Here is a 16,346-nt window from a genome sequence, read left to right as displayed (position 1 = left end):
GGCATGGACTTCGGACTCGTACTGCAGACTGACCCGCCCGGCTCCCGGACCGTCGGCCTCATGCGGCGCGCCGAGCGCAACGGCTTCCGCTACGGCTGGACGTTCGACTCGGCGGTGCTGTGGCAGGAGCCGTACGTCATCCACAGCCGCGTGCTGGAGCACACGGAGCGGATGATCGTCGGTCCCATGGTGACCAATCCCGGCACCCGCTCCTGGGAGGTCACCGCCTCCACCTTCGCCACGCTCAACGAGATGTACGGCAACCGCACGGTCTGCGGCATCGGCCGCGGCGACTCGGCGATGCGCGTGGCCGGACGCAAGCCGAACACCCTCGCCAGGCTCAGCGAGGCGATGTCCGTCATCCGCGATCTGGCGGAGGGCCGGGAGGCCGTCATCGACGGCACGCCCGTGCGGCTGCCGTGGGTGCGTGACGGCAAGCTGCCCGTGTGGATGGGGGCGTACGGACCGAAGGCGCTGGCCATGGCGGGCCGGGAGGCGGACGGCTTCATTCTCCAGCTCGCCGACCCGTACCTGACGGAGTTCATGGTCAAGGCGGTGCGGGTCGCCGCCGTGGAGGCCGGGCGCGACCCGGACGAGGTCACGGTCTGCGTCGCCGCACCCGCATACGTCGGGGACGACCTCGCGCACGCACGCGAGCAGTGCCGGTGGTTCGGCGGCATGGTCGGCAACCACGTGGCCGACCTCGTCGAACGGTACGGCGAGGACTCCGACCTCGTACCCGCCGCGCTGACCAGCTACATCAAGGCCCGCCAGGGCTACGACTATTCGCACCACGGCCGCGCCGGCAATCCCGACACCGCCTTCGTCCCCGACGAGGTCGTCGACCGCTTCTGCCTGCTTGGCCCGCCGGAGGCGCACGTGGAGCGGCTGAAGGAGCTCCGCGACCTGGGCGTCGACCAGTTCGCCGTGTACGCCATGCACGACGCGACGGAGTCGACCATCGACGCCTACGGGAGCGAGATCATCCCCGCACTCGGCGCCGCGTCCTGAGCTGTCCGGTTCCCGGAACCGGACACCGGGGGCGCAGCACCGCCCGCGACACCCACTGGACCGACCCCAGCAGAAGAGGTGTGTGCACATGACCGGGACCGCTTCAGCCGCCGCACCGGGACCGCAGAGCGCGCCCGGTGAAGGCTCGGCGAGCGACCAGTTCACCGACACCGACGGCCGGGTGGAGCTCGCCGAGGGCGCCATACCCGAGGGCAGCCGGTACGCCAACGACGACCTGTACCCGGTGCCGCTCGCCCAACGGCGCTGGACCACGTACAACTTCGCCGCCGTGTGGATCGGCATGGCCCACAACATCCCGTCCTGGCTGCTCGCCTCGGGACTCGTGGCGCTCGGCATGGACTGGAAGCAGGCCGTCTTCACCATCGCCCTGGCCAATGTGATCGTCCTGCTGCCGATGCTGCTGACCGGGCACGCCGGGCCCAAGTACGGCATTCCCTTCCCGGTGTTCGCGCGTGCCTCCTTCGGCGTGCGGGGTGCCAACCTGCCGGCGATGATCCGCGCTGCGGTGGCCTGCTGCTGGTTCGGCATCCAGACGTGGATCGGCGGGCAGGGCATCTTCGTACTCCTGGGAAAGATCTTCGGAGGCTGGAAGGAAGCGGCACAGATCGGCGGACAGCCGTGGACGCTGTGGGTCTGTTTCCTGCTCTTCTGGGCCCTCGAACTCGCCATCATCTACCGGGGGATGGAGGCGCTGCGCCGCTTCGAGAACTGGGCGGCGCCGTTCGTCATCGTCGGCGCGTTCGTGCTGCTGATCTGGATGGCGGTGAAGGCGGGGGGCTTCGGGCCGCTGCTCGACCAGCCCTCCGAGCTGGGCTGGGGCGCCGAGTTCTGGCCGGTCTTCTTCCCCGCCCTGATGGGCATGATCGCCTTCTGGTCCACGCTGTCGCTCAACATCCCCGACTTCACCCGATTCGGCGCCGGCCAGCGCGCCCAGGTGTGGGGGCAGTCGCTGGGCCTGCCGACGACGATGACCCTCTTCGCGCTGCTGTCGGTCTTCGTCACGGCCGGCTCCCAGGCGGTCTACGGGGCGACCATCTGGGACCCGGTCGAGCTCGCCGCGAAGACGGACAACGTCTTCGGCCTGCTGTTCGCCCTGGTGACCGTACTGGTCGCGACGATCTCCGTGAACATCGCCGCGAACGTCGTCTCGCCCGCCTACGACTTGGCGAACCTCGCCCCGAGGTTCATCAACTTCCGTACGGGCGCGCTCGTCACGGGCGTCGTGGGCGTCGTCATCATGCCGTGGAAGCTGACCGAGACACCCGAGCTGTACATCTACACCTGGCTGGGCACCGTCGGCGGCCTCCTCGGCACCGTCGCCGGCATCCTCATCGCCGACTACTGGCTGCTGCGGCGTACCCGGCTGCTCGTCGCCGACCTCTACCGCGAGGGCGGCGCCTACTGGTACAGCTCAGGCTGGAACTGGCGGGCGCTCGCGGCGTTCGTCGTGGGCGGGCTGCTGGCCGTCGGCGGTTCCTGGTCGGCACCCGGCAAGGGACCGTTCCCCGCCGACGGCCTGATCCCCTTCCTGAAGCCGCTGGCCGACTACGGCTGGGCGGTGGGCATGGTCAGCTCCCTGCTGCTGTACGTGGCGCTGATGCGTGCGGCCGGGTCGCGTGAAACCGCGGCGGGGGCGCGCTAGTCCGGGGCGACGCCGGTCAGGGCCGCCGCGAGGTTCACCTCCGGTACGGGTCCTCGGCGTGCAGTGCCCTTTCGATGATCTCGCCGATGTCGCCGTCGGTGAATGCCGCGGGCAGATCCAGGGCCAAGTGGTCGAAAACCGCGCGCACTTCGTCGACGGTGGGTTCCTCGCTCAGCGGCGGAAGACCGTGCAGCTCCAGCCGGCGTGCCTGTTCCCGGCTCTGGTGCAGCTCGGTGACGTAGTAGTCGTAGAGGGGCTGTTCCTTCTGGACGAGGATGTTGACGCGGTTGGGGTCGTCCTGCGTGATCACAAGGCACGAGTCCGACAGGTCGAAGCGGAGGGTCGGCACTCCGGGCGAGAGGTGCACGCTGATGTCCAGGGTGTCCAGCCGCTGCTTGAACCAGCAGGCCGCCAGCACGGTGGCGTAGGACTCCTTGCGCGTCCGGGCCGTGGTCCAGGCGTCGGCAGCGGCCACGTTGTGCTGACGGGCGAAGGTGTGCCGGAAGCGGGCGTAGGCCGAACAGGTCTGCTCGTCGGCGGGGTTGATGATGTCGATCTTGAGGGTGAGGGGCGTACGCTGCCGGGTCGCCGCCTCCACGCAGCGCGGCAGCGTCACCGCCCGCAGATAGGTGCCCGTGCCGCCCTTGAAGCACCAGCGGCTGGTCTGCTCGCGTGCCTTCGTCAGCGCCTCACCGACCTCGCCGCCGGACAGGGACCGGACCATCGCCACGTCCTGAAGGGCGCGTCGGGTGCCGGCCGCGACCTCCTCGATGTCGGACCTGCGGCGGACGCGCTCCGTCATCGACCCCACCGCCAGGGCGCCGAGCACCAGCAGTGTGGCACCGGACGACACGTCGTCGCTGACGACGTCGCCGAACACGTCCAACAGGCCGATCGTCAGGCCGAGTCCGACAGCGATGACGACGTCCAGGTTCCTGATCACTCCGCCGATACCGTTTTCCAGGCGCCCTGGACGCTGTGCCACGAAACCACCCCTCCCCGTGATGAACGGCATCGTAGGAGGCGCGGCAACCCGCCCACCACGCGGGCCCGTTCGGCGACGCGTCCCGCGACCGTCACCTCAGCCGGAGCATGCTCCGCAGCTCGCCGACCCGCAGCTCGCCGACCCCGTCAGCCGGGCAGCCCCCAGACAGGCCACCGCCATGACGGGGGTGCCGACGCCGAGAGGCCGCACCCGCGCGGTGGTGAGGTCCTCCACCTGTCCGGGCGGCTCATCAGCGTCGTCAGGCCGTGTGCAGGTCGTCGAGGAGCCGGGGCAGGGACTCGCCGATCGGTTCGCGTACGACCTCGTCGGCCAGCGCGTCGTACGGGGTGGGCTCCGCGTTGACGATGATCAGCCGTGCCCCGTGCTGGACGGCGATCTCCGCCAGAGAGGCGGCGGGCTGCACCTGGAGGGACGTGCCGACGGCCAGGAAGACGTCGCACGCCTTGGCCACGCCCACTGCCTGCCCCAGGACTTCGGGGTCGAGGGCCTGCCCGAACATCACCGTCGCCGACTTGAGGATGCCGCCGCAGCCGGTGCAGTCCGGGTCCGCTTCTCCTGCCTCCACCCGCTCCAGCGCCTCGGACATGCCCGTGACGGCCTCGCACTGCGTACAGACCACCGTGCGTGAACTGCCGTGCAGTTCCAGCACCTTGCGGTCCGGCAGCCCGGCGAGCTGATGCAGTCCGTCCACGTTCTGGGTGATGACCCGCACCGGCCTGCCCGCTTGTTCGAGCTTCGCCACAGCCTCGTGCGCCGCGTTCGGGCGGGCCTTCCAGGCGGGGCTGTCGCGGCGCATCCGCCAGGAGCGGCGGCGGATGTCCGGATCGGTCATGTAGCAGTCGTACGTGACGAGCTTCTCGGCCTCCGGGTCGCTCCGCCACAGCCCTTGCGGGCCGCGGTAGTCGGGGATGCCGGAGTCCGTGGAGATCCCCGCGCCGCTGAGGATCGCCACGAGCGGGCCGCCGCTCCGCGAGGGGGACCGGGGCCGGTCCGGTGTGGGGTCGGGGGAGTCAGGGGAAGCGGGGGAATCGGGGGAAGCAGCCATGCCCGCCAAGGGTAGTCAGCCGCCTGCGGAACGCAGGCCACGCAGGGCGGATCTGCTCGTCATGCGGCTGTGAGGGGCGGTGGTCAAGCCTTCAAGCAAGCCCTTGCCAGGGCCATGCATACGGCATACCGTCGCCCGCGTCCTGCCGTTCCCGCTGGTACACGCAGGCCCTGCTCCCGGCCGTCCCCGCACCGTCAGCAGCCTCCGCACCACCGCCCGGTCCCAGCACACCGCCGTCGACAGGAAGCCGTACGCCCCGTGTTCACCACCCGTCCCACCCTCCAAGGCACCTTCGGCATGGCCTCCTCCACCCACTGGCTCGCCTCGCAGACGGCGATGTCCGTGCTGGAGGACGGCGGCAACGCCTACGACGCCGCCGTCGCCGCGGGCTTCGTCCTGCACGTCGTCGAGCCGCATCTGAACGGTCCTGCCGGTGAGGTGCCGCTCATCGTGGCGCCCGCCGGCGGCCCGGTGCGGGTGCTGTGCGGGCAAGGCGTCGCACCGCGCGGCGCGACCATCGGGCACTACAGGTCACTCGGCCTCGAACTCGTTCCCGGCACCGGCCCGTTGGCCGCCGCCATACCCGGCGCGTTCGACGCCTGGATGACGCTTCTGCGCGATCACGGCACCCTCTCCCTCGAACGTGTCCTCGACTACGCCATCGGCTACGCGGAGCGCGGCCATCCCGCAGTCGACCGCGTCGGCGAAACGGTGGAGACCGTACGGGAACTCTTCGAGACGGAATGGACCACCTCGGCGGCCCTCTACCTCCCCGGCGGACGTCCGCCCGCCCCGGGGGAACTGCTGAAGAACCCCGCGCTGGCGGCGACCTGGCGCCGTCTGCTCGCCGAATCAGCGGCGGCGGGCCCGGGCCGTGAGCAGCGCATCGAAGCCGCCCGCCGCGTGTGGCGCGAGGGCTTCGTCGCCGAGGCGCTGCTGGCCGCCTCCGCACGTCCCACCATGGACACCTCGGGGGAGCGCCACACCGGGACCCTCACCGGAGACGACCTGGCCGGCTGGGAGGCCACGTACGAGGACCCCGTCAGCTACGAGTGGAACGGCTGGACGGTCTGCAAGGCCGGGGCGTGGTCGCAGGGCCCGAGCCTGCTGCAGCAGCTCGCGCTCCTCCCCGGCGGGCTGACCGCCGCCGACGTCGAGTTCGGCGACGACTCCGGCACGGACGACGCGGCGGGCGGGGGCTTCCGCGACCCCGCGTTCGTGCACCGCCTCATCGAGGGCACGAAGCTGGCCATGGCCGACCGCGAGGCGTGGTACGGGGACGCCGAGGGCGCCGGTACGGCCCCGGTCGGGACGCTGCTCTCGGACGGCTACAACGACGGGCGCCGCGCCCTCATCGGCGACACCGCCTCCCACGAGCTGCGCCCCGGCAGCCCGGACGGACGCTCCCCCCGCCTCGCCGCGCACGCCACCGCCGTCGCGCAGGGCCAGGACGCCTTCCGGATCGCCGGAAGCCCGGGGGGCTCCGGAGCCGCCGGCGCAGGCGAGCCGACCGTCGCCCGGGACGGCGCGACCCGCGGCGACACCTGCCACCTCGACGTCGTCGACCGGTGGGGCAACATGGTCAGCGCGACCCCCAGCGGCGGCTGGCTGCACTCCAACCCCGTGGTTCCCGAGCTGGGCTTCCCGCTGGGCACGCGGCTGCAGATGACCTGGCTGGAGCCCGGCCTGCCCAACTCCCTCACGCCGGGCCGGCGCCCCCGCACGACGCTGACGCCCTCGCTCGCGCTGCGCGGCGGCGTTCCGGTGCTCGCCTTCGGCACCCCCGGCGGAGACCAGCAGGACCAGTGGCAGATGCACTTCTTCCTCGCCGCGGTGCTGCGCCCGTACGTACGCGGCGGACTCGACCTCCAGGGAGCCGTCGACGCCCCCGACTGGCACACGGAGAGCTTCCCCGGCTCGTTCTACCCGCGGGCGATGCGGCCGGGCAGCGTCACGGTGGAGTCCCGCGCGGGCAGCCGCGTGATCGAGGGCCTCAGGGCGCGGGGGCACGAGGTGGAGGCTGGGCCGGCCTGGTCGGAGGGCCGGCTGTGCGCCGTGGCACGCGACCCGGAGACGGGCGTACTGAGCGCCGCGGCGAATCCGCGCGGCATGCAGGGCTACGCGGTCGGCCGCTGAGCGGCCGGGAAGGAGGGGCCGCTGAGCGGCCGGGAGGGAGGGGCCGCTGAGCGGCCGGGAGGAAGGCCCGCTGAGCGGCCCGGTCTCGCAGGTCCCGCCGCCCATCCCGGCGTGCTTCCATTGGAGGCATGATCGACGATGAGCTGATCGCAGCGGTCGAAGGAGCCATCCGGCGGACGGTGGCGGAGGAAGTGATGCCGCGGTGGCGGCAGCTCGCCGACCACGAGGTGGTGGAGAAGAGCGGCCCGCACGACCTGGTCACCGTCGCGGACCAGCGCGCGGAGGACCAGCTCAGCCGCACTCTGGCGACGCTGCTCCCCGGCTCCGTGGTCGTCGGCGAGGAGGCGGTGCACGCCAAGCCCGTCACCTACGAGGCGCTGCACGGCGACGCGCCCGTGTGGATCGTCGACCCCATCGACGGCACGCGGCAGTTCGTCCGCGGGCACGAGGGGTTCTGCACCCTGGTCGCGCTCGCCCGCTACGGCGAGGTCCTCGCCTCGTGGACGTACGTGCCGGTGCCCGACACGATGGCGACCGCCAGGCACCGGGGCGGCGCCCTGCTCGACGGCGAGGCTCTCTTCGCGGGACGGCCGGAGGAGGACAAGGTCCTCGAAGTGGCCACCTCCCACCCGGACTTCACGACGGACGCCCAGAAGCACGCCCTGCTCGGGCTGCGCACCGAAGGTGTCGCCCCGCGTCCGTGCGGGTCCGCGGGAGTGGAGTACCTGAACATCGCCCGTGGCCTGCTCGACGCGGTCGCCTTCAGCTGGGAAGCGGCGTGGGACCACGCCGCGGGCCTGCTGCTCGTCTCGGAGGCCGGCGGCGCCAACTCCACCCTCGACGCGGAGCCGTTCCGGCTCGCGGGCGGCAACGCACTTCCTTTCACTGCGGCGCGGGACGCGGGGACAGCGCGGCGTATGGTGGGGCTGCTGCGCGCCGGCAGCTGACCGTCGGCGACTGACCTCACAGGAGAGGGGAGAGCCGACAGTGCCATCGATCCGTGACGCGGTCGTCGTCGGAGCCGGACCGAACGGGCTGACCGCAGCCGTCGAACTCGCCCGCCGCGGCTTCTCCGTCGAGGTGTTCGAGGCGATGGACACCGTCGGCGGCGGCGCACGCACGGAGGAACTCACCCTCCCCGGCTTCCGGCACGACCCGTGTTCGGCGGTGCACCCCACGGGCGCCAACTCGCCGGCCTTCAACCGGATGCCGCTGGAGAAGTACGGGCTGGAGTGGCTCCATCCCGAGCTGTGCCTGGCCAACCCCTTCCCGGACGGGTCGTCGGCGGTGCTGTCGCGCTCCGTCACCGAGACGGCGCTGTCGCTGGGGCCGCGGGACGCCGGCACGTACCGGCGCATGGTGGAACCGTTCCTCGAGAGGTGGGAGGAGCTGGCCGAGGACTTCATGGGCATGGGTTCGTGGTTCAACGGCCGCTTCCCCCAGAACCCGGTGCTGCTCGCGCGGTTCGGGCTGCAGGCGCTCCAGCCGATCAGCTGGCTCAACCGCCGCTTCCGGGACGAGAGGGCGCGGGCCCTGATGGCGGGGATGGGCGCGCACGTCATCGCGCCGTTCAGCACGCCGGGCGTGAGCGGCGCGGCCCTGTGCTTCGCCCTCTCCGCGCACGGCAGGGGCTGGCCCCTCGCCCGAGGCGGTTCGCAGGCCGTCTCCGACGCACTCGCCGGGTATCTGCGCGCGAACGGAGGCGTGATCCACACGGGCACCGAGGTCAAGCGCCTCGACGAACTGCCGCCCGCCCGCGCCTACATCTTCGACACCTCGCCGAGAGCGCTGGCCCGTATCGCGGGGCTGGGCAACGCCTACGACGGCTTCCGCTACGGCGCGAGCGTTTTCAAGATCGACTATGCGCTGGACGGGCCCGTGCCCTGGACGTCCGAGGACGCACGCCGTGCCGGCGCCGTGCACATCGGCCCGACGGCCGGAGCGATGTCGACGGCTCTCAAGGACGCCGTCTCCGGGCGGGCTCCCGAGCGGCCGTTCCTGATCACGGCCCAGCCCAGTCTCGTCGACCCGGGCCGCGCGCCCGAGGGCAAGCACGTCTTCTGGGCGTACGGGCATGTCCCGAACGGCTGGGAGGGCGACGCCACGGACGCCGTCGAGCGCCAACTGGAGCGGTTCGCACCGGGGTTCCGCGACCGGGTGCTGGCACGTGCCACGGCCGGGCCGCCTCAACTGGCCGCGCGCAACGCCAACTACGTGGGCGGCGACTTCGCCGCGGGCGCCGTGGACGGTCTCCAGTTCCTGATCCGCCCGAAGCTGACGACCCTTCCGTACGGCACCGCGCACCCCGCGGTCTTCATCTGTTCGTCCTCCACACCGCCCGGCCCGGGGGTGCACGGCATGTCCGGCCACCACGCGGCCCGCGCGGTCTGGCGGCAGCTGCGGCAGCAGGACTGACGGCGCGCCCCGGCGCGCGGGGTCCGGCGGCGTCGCAGCGGGCAGTGTTCCGGCCCGGTGCGGCGAGCCTCACTTCGCGGCCGTTGACGTTTGCACTGCCCATGGTGGGCAGGGGTCACAGCCGGATAGGGTCGCCTCGGCGCGACTGCCTGTTCGAACGCAAAAGAGACCCAGGGGCAGAACAATGACGACGACGGCGCGCGTACTGATCGCCGCGGACAAGTTCAAGGGCTCGCTCACGGCCGTCGAGGTCGCTGAGCGGATCACAGCCGGGATCAGGCGGGTCCGTCCCGAGACGGGTGTGGAGTCGCTGCCGGTCGCAGACGGCGGCGACGGCACCGTCGCGGCGGCGATCGCGGCCGGTTTCGAGCGGCACGAGGTGGAGGTCACCGGGCCGCTCGGCGCACCGGTCACCGCCGCCTTCGCCCTGCGCGGCGATACCGCGGTCGTCGAGATGGCCGAGGCGTCGGGCCTCCAGCTGATGCCTCCCACCGTCTACGCACCGCTGACGGCCACCACTCGCGGCACAGGCGAACTGCTGCTCGCGGCAGCCGACGCGGGCGCCCGCACTGTCGTTCTCGGTGTCGGCGGCTCCGCGACGACGGACGGCGGCGCCGGCATGCTGGAGGCCCTCGGCGCCCGCTTCCTCGACGAGGACGGCGACCAGATCCCGCACGGGGGAGGGCCGCTGGTGGAGATGGTGTCCGCGGACCTGTCCGGTGTCGACGAGCGGTTCGGGGACATCGAGGTCGTCCTGGCCAGCGACGTCGACAACCCCCTGACGGGGCCTAAGGGCGCCGCTTCCGTCTACGGACCGCAGAAGGGCGCGGGCGAGCAGGACGTGAACGTCCTCGACGCCGCGCTCACCCACTTCGTGAAGGTGATGGGCGACTCGGTCGGTCCGCGGGCGGCCGAGACCGCCGAGGCGCCGGGCGCCGGGGCGGCAGGCGGCATCGGCTACGGCGCGCTCGTCGGCCTCGACGCGACGTTCCGGCCCGGCATCGACGTACTGCTGGAGGTGCTGGGCTTCGATTCCGCGCTGGAGCGTGCCGACCTCGTCATCACGGGGGAGGGATCGCTGGACGCGCAGACCCTGCACGGCAAGGCGCCCGCGGGGGTCGCCGCGGCGGCGCGCAAGCGGGCCAAGCCGGTGCTGGGCGTGTGCGGGCAGCTCAAGCTGGACGACAAGGCTCTCAAGAGCGCCGGGTTCGAGCGTGTCTACGCCCTGACGGACGTGGAGAAGGACACCGGGCGCTGCATGTCCGAGGCGGGCCCGCTGCTGGAGAAGCTGGCCGAGCGCCTGGCGGAGGACCGTCTCTGACCCACGGCCGCCCGGCGCGCCTTCCCCTCCCGCATGTCCACCGGACGCAGGTCCGGTCGCTGCCGTGTGCACCACGCGCCGAGAATGTTAGTGTCTAACAAATCGCGGGTGTCAGGCACTGGCATCGCTGTGCCGACCTTGAGGGGGCAGGGACATGAACAAGCGCGCACGCACACGGGCGCGGCTGTCCGACGTCGCACTGGAGCTCTTCGAGCGGCACGGATTCGAGCAGACGACGGTGGCTCAGATCGCTGCCGCGGCGGACGTGACCGAGATGACCTTCTTCCGCCACTTCCCGGCCAAGCACCAAGTGCTCTTCGAGGACCCGTACGACGAGTTCATCGCCGACGCCGTCGCGGCACAGCCCGGGGAACTGGGGCCGCTGCGCCGTGCGGCGGGCGGGCTGCGGGAGGCATGGGCGCGGGTGCCCGAGCCCGACGGGGACACGGTCCGCAGACGGGTGCGGATCGTGGCCGGCACCCCCTCGCTGCGGGGCGAGATGTGGCGCAACAACGCCGCCACCGAGCGTCTGGTCTCCGACCAGCTGATCGCGGACGGAGCCCGTCCCCTGCGTGCGAGGGCGGCGGCCGCCGCCGTGCTCGCGGCGGTCACCGCCGCGCTGCTGGAGTGGTCGGTGAGCGAGGACGCCCCGCTCGGTGACGCGGTCCTCACCGCGCTGGACACCCTGGAGGGCGGCGATGAGTGAACTCCGCCTGCAGGCAAGGGACCTGAGCCGGCTGTTCGCGGGCGGCGCCGGCGTCCGCGGTATGGATCTCGAGGTGGCGGCCGGGCAGATCCACGCCCTCGTCGGGCTCAACGGTGCCGGCAAGACCACCCTGATGCGGCTCCTGCTCGGGATGCTGCGGTCCACCACGGGGACCGTACGCATACACGGCCACAGCCTCGACAGCGCGGAGGCGTCGGTCTGGGCCCGGGTCGGTCACCTCGTCGACACCCCGCTGATCTACCCCGAACTCGACGCCCGCACCAATCTCTCGGTGGCCGCCCGGATGCGCGGAGTACCGGCCACCTCCATCCCCGGCATGGTGACGCGCGCGCTGGCGGAACTCGACCTCGAACCGTACGCCCGCGTACGGGCCCGGGTGCTCTCGAGCGGCAACCGGCAGCGCCTCGGAATCGCCGGCGCGCTGCAGCACAACCCCTACCTGGTCGTCCTCGACGAGCCGACCAGCGCGCTGGACCCGGCGGGCGTCATCCTCGTGCGGGAGGCGCTGCTGCGCAGGGCGGAGGCGGGGGCCGGTGTGCTCGTCTCCAGTCATCATCTCGACGAGGTGGCGCGGATCGCGCACCGCATCACGGTCGTCAACGGCGGCCGCCTCATCGGCACGCTGGACCCGCAGGGCGTGGACATCGAGAGGTCGTTCTTCGCGCTGGTCCACGCCGACGACGAACGGAGAGCAGCATGAGCGCCGGTTCTGAGAACTTCGCGGCGGCCCTGTCCGTCGAGGTCCGCAAGTTCCTCGCATCACGGGTCGTACGGACGGGCACGGTGCTGATCGTCCTGGGAATCACGGTGCTGACCGTCTCGATGTCGGCAGCGGCGGAAGCCGGCAACGAGAGGGTCGTCGCCCAGCTCGGCGGCCTCGCCGACGAGGAGGGCTGGACCAGGCTGTCCGGCGTGGCGGCTCAGATCACCGGGGCCGCCGGACTGCTCGGCTTCGGGGTGGTGCTCGCGTGGGCGGTCGGGCGCGAATTCGCCGAGGGCACGGTGAGTGGCCTGTTCGCGCTTCCGGTCTCCCGCAGGACCGTCCTGGCAGCCAAACTGACCGCGTTCGCCGCATGGAGCGCGGCGGTCGCCGTCGCACTCGTGACCGTGCTCGCCGTCGCCGGTCTCGCGGCGGGCAACGGCACGCCGGAGGCCGAGGAGCTCGCCGGCCTGGCCCGGGTGTTCGCCCTGGTCGTGTTCTCCGGTCTGCTCGCCGTGCCGGTGGCGTGGGCGGCGACGCTGGGGCGGGGACTGCTCCCGGGGATCGCCGCGGCGATCGGGACCGTGGCCGTCGCCCAGGTCATGGTCGTCGCCGGCACCGGTGCGTGGTTCCCCGTCGCCGCTCCCGCAATGTGGGCTCTCGAACCGGCCACCGTCTCCCGGGCTCAGCTGGCGCTCGTGCCCCTGGTCCCCTTGGTGTCCGGGCTGTTGGCGATGCGGGCGTGGTCCCGCCTCCAGCTCGACCGCTGAGAACCGCCGGCGGGGAAGGCGGTTCCGCTCCGTCCCCGATCGGAACCGCCCGCGCCGGTCACCGTGCCGCCGGACGGCATCCGCACAGCACAGGAGGGGCCGGCCGCGTTCGGCGGCCGGCCCCTCCTGTGAAGTCCTCCGTGTCAGCCCTGCGCTGCTGTACGCGCCTCGCGGCGGTTGTCTCGGAAGGTGTGCACGCGGCGCGCCGTCGCGAACAGCGGAATGACGGCGCCCAGTACGACCTGCAGCGCACAGCCGGTCTGCATGAGCAGTTCACCGCCCGGTGCGTCGAAGGCCCAGGCCGCCAGCAGACCCATGCTCGCGATGATCCAGGCGAGCATCGCCACAGCGAGCCGGCCGCGCGGCTTCGGGTACTCGACGCGGCTCACCATCAGCCAGGCGACGCCCATGATGGCCAGCAGCGTCGGTACGAACGGCAGCTCGAGCAGGACGATCGAGACGACCGTCAGGGCGCCGAACGGCCCCGGCATGCCCTGGAACATCCCGTCCCGCATCGGCACGCACGAGAAGCGCGCAAGCCGCAGCACCACCGCCAGCAGCACCACGACGGCGGCCACGACGGAGACGTGCTGGTTCGCGTCGTTGGCGACCATCCCCCACGTGGCGACGAAGTAGGCGGGCGCCAGGCCGAAGCTGATGAGGTCGGAGAGGTTGTCCAGCTCCGCGCCCATGGCCGAGCTGCGCAGCTTCCGTGCCACCAGCCCGTCGAAGAGGTCGAAGACCGAGGCCAGCAGCATCAGCATCACGGCTGTCGCGGCGCTGTGCCGGGCCATGCCGCCGTCCTCGCTGCCCGTCAGGTGCGGGATGAGGACGCCGGTGGTGGTGAAGTACACGGCCATGAAGCCGCACGTGGCGTTGCCGAGGGTGAGGGTGTCCGCTATCGACAGCCGCGTCGAGAGCGGCATCTCGTCGTCCTCTTCGGCCTCGGCGACCCAGGCCGCTGCCTGTGTGTCCGGATCAATCACGGTCAAGGCGAGTCACCCCCGCGGTAGTGGCCTGACCGACCTCGACGCCGGCCTCCACCCCTTCGGGCAGATAGACGTCGACACGGGAGCCGAAGCGGATGAGCCCGATCCGGTCCCCCTGCTCGACCTTGCAGCCCTGCGGCACGTACGGGACGATCCGGCGGGCCACGGCGCCGGCGATCTGCACCATCTCCACGTCACCGAGCTCGGTGCCGAAGTGCCACACCACGCGCTCGTTGTTCTCGCTCTCCTTGTTGAAAGCGGGGACGTAGCCGCCGGGGATGTGCTGCACGGACGACACGGTGCCCGCGAGGGGAGCGCGGTTGACGTGCACGTTCAGCGGGCTCATGAAGATCGCGACGCGGGTCCGGCCGTCGTGCCACGGCATGATGCTCTGCACCACGCCGTCTGCGGGGGAGATCACACGGCCCTGGGCGATCTCACGCTCCGGGTCGCGGAAGAACCACAGCATGCCCGCAGCGAGTGCGGTTGCGGGGACGGCGACCGCGGCTGCTCTCTTGGAGCGGCGCGCCCGCAGGAGGCTGACGGCAGCTGTCGCAACGGTCGGCAGAAGCCACGGCGACGCTCCGCGCGCGATGCGGACTCGGCCGCTGGGTGCAGAGGATGGGCTGTGGGGCATGTATGACCTTCGTAGCGGAGGGAGCCGCGGCTGCAGAAGGGGGACGGCGGCTTTCCGGGATGGTATCGGCTACCGGTGGCAACTGGCCAAGCCAGTACGCCAGTCCGTATCCGAATTCCCTTGACGGGATGCCGTCCCGAGCGTCAGGAAGGCACCCCGAAAAGGGACATTCACCCCTGGAAGCGGTACTCCTCCAACAGGCGGCGGCCTACGATCATTTTCTGGATCTCGGCAGTTCCTTCACCGATCAAGAGCATCGGCGCCTCGCGGTAGAGCCGCTCGATCTCGTACTCCTTCGAGAAACCGTACCCGCCGTGGATGCGAAATGCGTCCTCCACTACCTCCTTGCAGTACTCGGAGGCGAGGTATTTGGCCATTCCGGCCTCCAGGTCGTTGCGCTCACCGGCGTCCTTCTTGCGGGCCGCGCCGACCATCAAGGCGTGTGCCGCCTCGACCTTGGTGCCCATTTCGGCCAGCCGGAACTGGATGGCCTGGTGCTGCGCGATGGGCTTTCCGAAAGTGTGCCGTTGCTGTGCGTAGGCGATGCCCAGCTCGAAGGCACGCTGCGCCACTCCGCAGCCACGCGCCGCGACGTTGACGCGGCCGACCTCGACGCCGTCCATCATCTGGTAGAAGCCGCGGCCGGTCGTCCCGCCGAGCACGCGGTCGGCGGGGACCCGGAGGTCCTGCATGACGAGTTCGGTCGTGTCGACGCCCTTGTAGCCCATCTTCTCGATCTTGCCCGGGATCGTGAGGCCCGGCCGGACCTCCCCGAAGCCGGGCTCCTTCTCCACCAGGAACGTCGTCATCGACTTGTGGGGGGCGGTTCCCTCCGGGTGCCCCTCGTCCGTACGGCACAGCACGGCGACCAGCGTCGAGGAACCGCCGTTGGTCAGCCACATCTTCTGGCCGTTGAGGACGAAGTCGCCGTCGGACGCGTCCCCGTCGCGCACGCCCTTGGAGGTGATGGCCGACACGTCCGAGCCGAGCCCGGGCTCGGACATGGAGAACGCGCCCCGGACCTCGCCGGTGGCCATCCTCGGCAGGAAGTGGTCCTTCTGCTCCTGCGTGCCGTGCTGCTTGAGCATGTAGGCGACGATGAAGTGGGTGTTGATGATGCCCGAGACGCTCATCCAGCCGCGGGCGATCTCCTCGACGCAGAGCGCGTAGGTGAGAAGGGACTCGCCGAGGCCGCCGTACTCCTCGGGGATCATCAGCCCGAAGAGACCGAGTTCCTTGAGCCCTTCGACGATCTCCGTCGGGTACTCGTCCCTGTGCTCCAGTTCGGTCGCGACGGGGAGGATCTCTTTGTCGACGAAGCTGCGGACGGTGGAGAGAATCTCCTGCTGGATCTCCGTGAGACCTTCGGTCTGAGCGAGCCGTCCCATCTCACTTCCCTCCCTTTGCCGCGTCGCCGGCGGACTCGCGCAGGGCGGGGCGTCCCGGCTGCTCTCCGCCCCGCTCCTCGATGTACGTCTGCGTGGGGACCATCACCTTGCGGCGGAAGACGCACACGAGCGTGCCGTCCTGGTTGTAGCCCTTGGTCTCGACGTGGACGATCCCGCGGTCGTTCTTCGACTTCGAGGGCGTCTTGTCGAGGACGGTCGTCTCGCCGTAGAGCGTGTCGCCGTGGAAGGTCGGCGCGACGTGCTTGAGCGAGGAGATCTCCAGGTTGGCGATGGCCTTGCCGGAGACGTCCGGCACGGACATGCCGAGCAGCAGCGAGTAGATGTAGTTGCCCACCACCACGTTCCTGCCGAAGTCGGTCGTGCTCTCCGCGTAGTTGGCGTCCATGTGGAGCGGGTGGTGGTTCATGGTGAGCAGGCAGAACAGGTGGTCGTCGTACTCGGTGACCGTCTTGCCGGGCCAGTGCTTGTAGACGTCCCCGACGGTGAACTCTTCGTAGGTGCGGCCGAACTGCATCTC

Annotated in this window: 15 protein-coding genes; 9 read left to right on the top strand and 6 right to left on the bottom strand. The window is 71.2% G+C overall.

The window, feature by feature from the left end; genetic code table 11:
• Positions 1-3: 3 nt before the first annotated feature.
• Together ACFPA8_RS19205 and ACFPA8_RS19200 are read left to right on the top strand one after the other, a co-directional pair.
• A complete protein-coding gene (locus ACFPA8_RS19205) occupies positions 4-1,011 on the top strand; it encodes a TIGR03842 family LLM class F420-dependent oxidoreductase (RefSeq protein ID WP_386450117.1) in 1,008 nt (335 codons plus the stop codon).
• Positions 1,012-1,099: 88 nt separating this feature from the next.
• Entirely contained in the window at positions 1,100-2,674 is a 1,575-nt protein-coding gene (locus ACFPA8_RS19200; RefSeq protein WP_386450115.1) for an NCS1 family nucleobase:cation symporter-1, read from the top strand.
• A gap of 34 nt (positions 2,675-2,708) precedes the next feature.
• Here ACFPA8_RS19200 and ACFPA8_RS19195 read toward each other — a convergent pair whose 3' ends face one another.
• Together ACFPA8_RS19195 and ACFPA8_RS19190 are read right to left on the bottom strand one after the other, a co-directional pair.
• On the bottom strand, positions 2,709-3,659 hold the full coding sequence (locus ACFPA8_RS19195) for a hypothetical protein (RefSeq protein ID WP_386450113.1): 951 nt from the start codon (positions 3,657-3,659) through the stop codon (positions 2,709-2,711).
• A gap of 259 nt (positions 3,660-3,918) precedes the next feature.
• On the bottom strand, positions 3,919-4,725 hold the full coding sequence (locus ACFPA8_RS19190) for an SIR2 family NAD-dependent protein deacylase (protein ID WP_386450111.1): 807 nt from the start codon (positions 4,723-4,725) through the stop codon (positions 3,919-3,921).
• A gap of 258 nt (positions 4,726-4,983) precedes the next feature.
• Here ACFPA8_RS19190 and ACFPA8_RS19185 point away from each other — a divergent pair, with 258 nt between their 5' ends.
• From ACFPA8_RS19185 to ACFPA8_RS19155, 7 genes are all read left to right on the top strand, one after another.
• A complete protein-coding gene (locus ACFPA8_RS19185; RefSeq protein ID WP_386450109.1) occupies positions 4,984-6,861 on the top strand; it encodes a gamma-glutamyltransferase family protein in 1,878 nt (625 codons plus the stop codon).
• Positions 6,862-6,989: 128 nt separating this feature from the next.
• Entirely contained in the window at positions 6,990-7,808 is an 819-nt protein-coding gene (locus ACFPA8_RS19180; protein ID WP_386450107.1) for an inositol monophosphatase family protein, read from the top strand.
• Positions 7,809-7,848: 40 nt separating this feature from the next.
• Entirely contained in the window at positions 7,849-9,276 is a 1,428-nt protein-coding gene (locus tag ACFPA8_RS19175) for a phytoene desaturase family protein (protein ID WP_386450105.1), read from the top strand.
• 184 nt (positions 9,277-9,460) lie between these two features.
• Entirely contained in the window at positions 9,461-10,597 is a 1,137-nt protein-coding gene (locus ACFPA8_RS19170; RefSeq protein ID WP_386450103.1) for a glycerate kinase, read from the top strand.
• Positions 10,598-10,751: 154 nt separating this feature from the next.
• On the top strand, positions 10,752-11,303 hold the full coding sequence (locus tag ACFPA8_RS19165) for a TetR/AcrR family transcriptional regulator (protein WP_386450101.1): 552 nt from the start codon (positions 10,752-10,754) through the stop codon (positions 11,301-11,303).
• A complete protein-coding gene (locus ACFPA8_RS19160; RefSeq protein ID WP_386450099.1) occupies positions 11,296-12,024 on the top strand; it encodes an ABC transporter ATP-binding protein in 729 nt (242 codons plus the stop codon). Before ACFPA8_RS19165 ends, ACFPA8_RS19160 begins: the two co-directional genes overlap by 8 nt.
• Positions 12,021-12,794, top strand: coding sequence for an ABC transporter permease (locus ACFPA8_RS19155; protein WP_386450097.1), 774 nt, complete (start codon positions 12,021-12,023; stop codon positions 12,792-12,794). Before ACFPA8_RS19160 ends, ACFPA8_RS19155 begins: the two co-directional genes overlap by 4 nt.
• A 143-nt stretch (positions 12,795-12,937) precedes the next feature.
• On the opposite strand, the gene pssA is transcribed toward ACFPA8_RS19155, so the two are convergent.
• The 4 genes from pssA to ACFPA8_RS19135 form a co-directional block, all read right to left on the bottom strand.
• Positions 12,938-13,786, bottom strand: a complete 849-nt coding sequence (gene pssA / locus ACFPA8_RS19150) for a CDP-diacylglycerol--serine O-phosphatidyltransferase (RefSeq protein ID WP_386450095.1) — start codon at positions 13,784-13,786, stop codon at positions 12,938-12,940.
• Positions 13,773-14,420, bottom strand: coding sequence for a phosphatidylserine decarboxylase (locus tag ACFPA8_RS19145; protein WP_386450093.1), 648 nt, complete (start codon positions 14,418-14,420; stop codon positions 13,773-13,775). Before ACFPA8_RS19145 ends, pssA begins: the two co-directional genes overlap by 14 nt.
• Before the next feature lie 170 nt (positions 14,421-14,590).
• Positions 14,591-15,808: an acyl-CoA dehydrogenase family protein gene (locus tag ACFPA8_RS19140; RefSeq protein WP_386450091.1), complete on the bottom strand. Its 1,218-nt coding sequence runs from the start codon at positions 15,806-15,808 to the stop codon at positions 14,591-14,593.
• A 1-nt stretch (position 15,809) separates the two neighbouring features.
• A complete protein-coding gene (locus ACFPA8_RS19135; RefSeq protein WP_386450466.1) occupies positions 15,810-16,343 on the bottom strand; it encodes a MaoC family dehydratase in 534 nt (177 codons plus the stop codon).
• Positions 16,344-16,346: the final 3 nt, after the last annotated feature.

Origin of the sequence: Streptomyces ovatisporus (genome assembly GCF_042653885.1) — a bacterium.
Taxonomy (GTDB): Bacteria; Actinomycetota; Actinomycetes; order Streptomycetales; family Streptomycetaceae; genus Streptomyces; species Streptomyces ovatisporus.
This window is presented reverse-complemented; position numbering and strand designations above follow the sequence as displayed.

Coding starts and splice junctions, on each gene's coding strand:
- ACFPA8_RS19170 (WP_386450103.1), top strand. CDS start 9,461: ATGACGACGACGGCGCGCGTACTGATCGCCGCGGACAAGTTCAAGGGC.
- ACFPA8_RS19145 (WP_386450093.1), bottom strand. CDS start 14,420: ATGCCCCACAGCCCATCCTCTGCACCCAGCGGCCGAGTCCGCATCGCG.
- ACFPA8_RS19160 (WP_386450099.1), top strand. CDS start 11,296: ATGAGTGAACTCCGCCTGCAGGCAAGGGACCTGAGCCGGCTGTTCGCG.
- ACFPA8_RS19190 (WP_386450111.1), bottom strand. CDS start 4,725: ATGGCTGCTTCCCCCGATTCCCCCGCTTCCCCTGACTCCCCCGACCCC.
- ACFPA8_RS19200 (WP_386450115.1), top strand. CDS start 1,100: ATGACCGGGACCGCTTCAGCCGCCGCACCGGGACCGCAGAGCGCGCCC.
- ACFPA8_RS19135 (WP_386450466.1), bottom strand. CDS start 16,343: ATGCAGTTCGGCCGCACCTACGAAGAGTTCACCGTCGGGGACGTCTAC.
- ACFPA8_RS19165 (WP_386450101.1), top strand. CDS start 10,752: ATGAACAAGCGCGCACGCACACGGGCGCGGCTGTCCGACGTCGCACTG.
- ACFPA8_RS19140 (WP_386450091.1), bottom strand. CDS start 15,808: ATGGGACGGCTCGCTCAGACCGAAGGTCTCACGGAGATCCAGCAGGAG.
- ACFPA8_RS19180 (WP_386450107.1), top strand. CDS start 6,990: ATGATCGACGATGAGCTGATCGCAGCGGTCGAAGGAGCCATCCGGCGG.
- ACFPA8_RS19205 (WP_386450117.1), top strand. CDS start 4: ATGGACTTCGGACTCGTACTGCAGACTGACCCGCCCGGCTCCCGGACC.
- ACFPA8_RS19155 (WP_386450097.1), top strand. CDS start 12,021: ATGAGCGCCGGTTCTGAGAACTTCGCGGCGGCCCTGTCCGTCGAGGTC.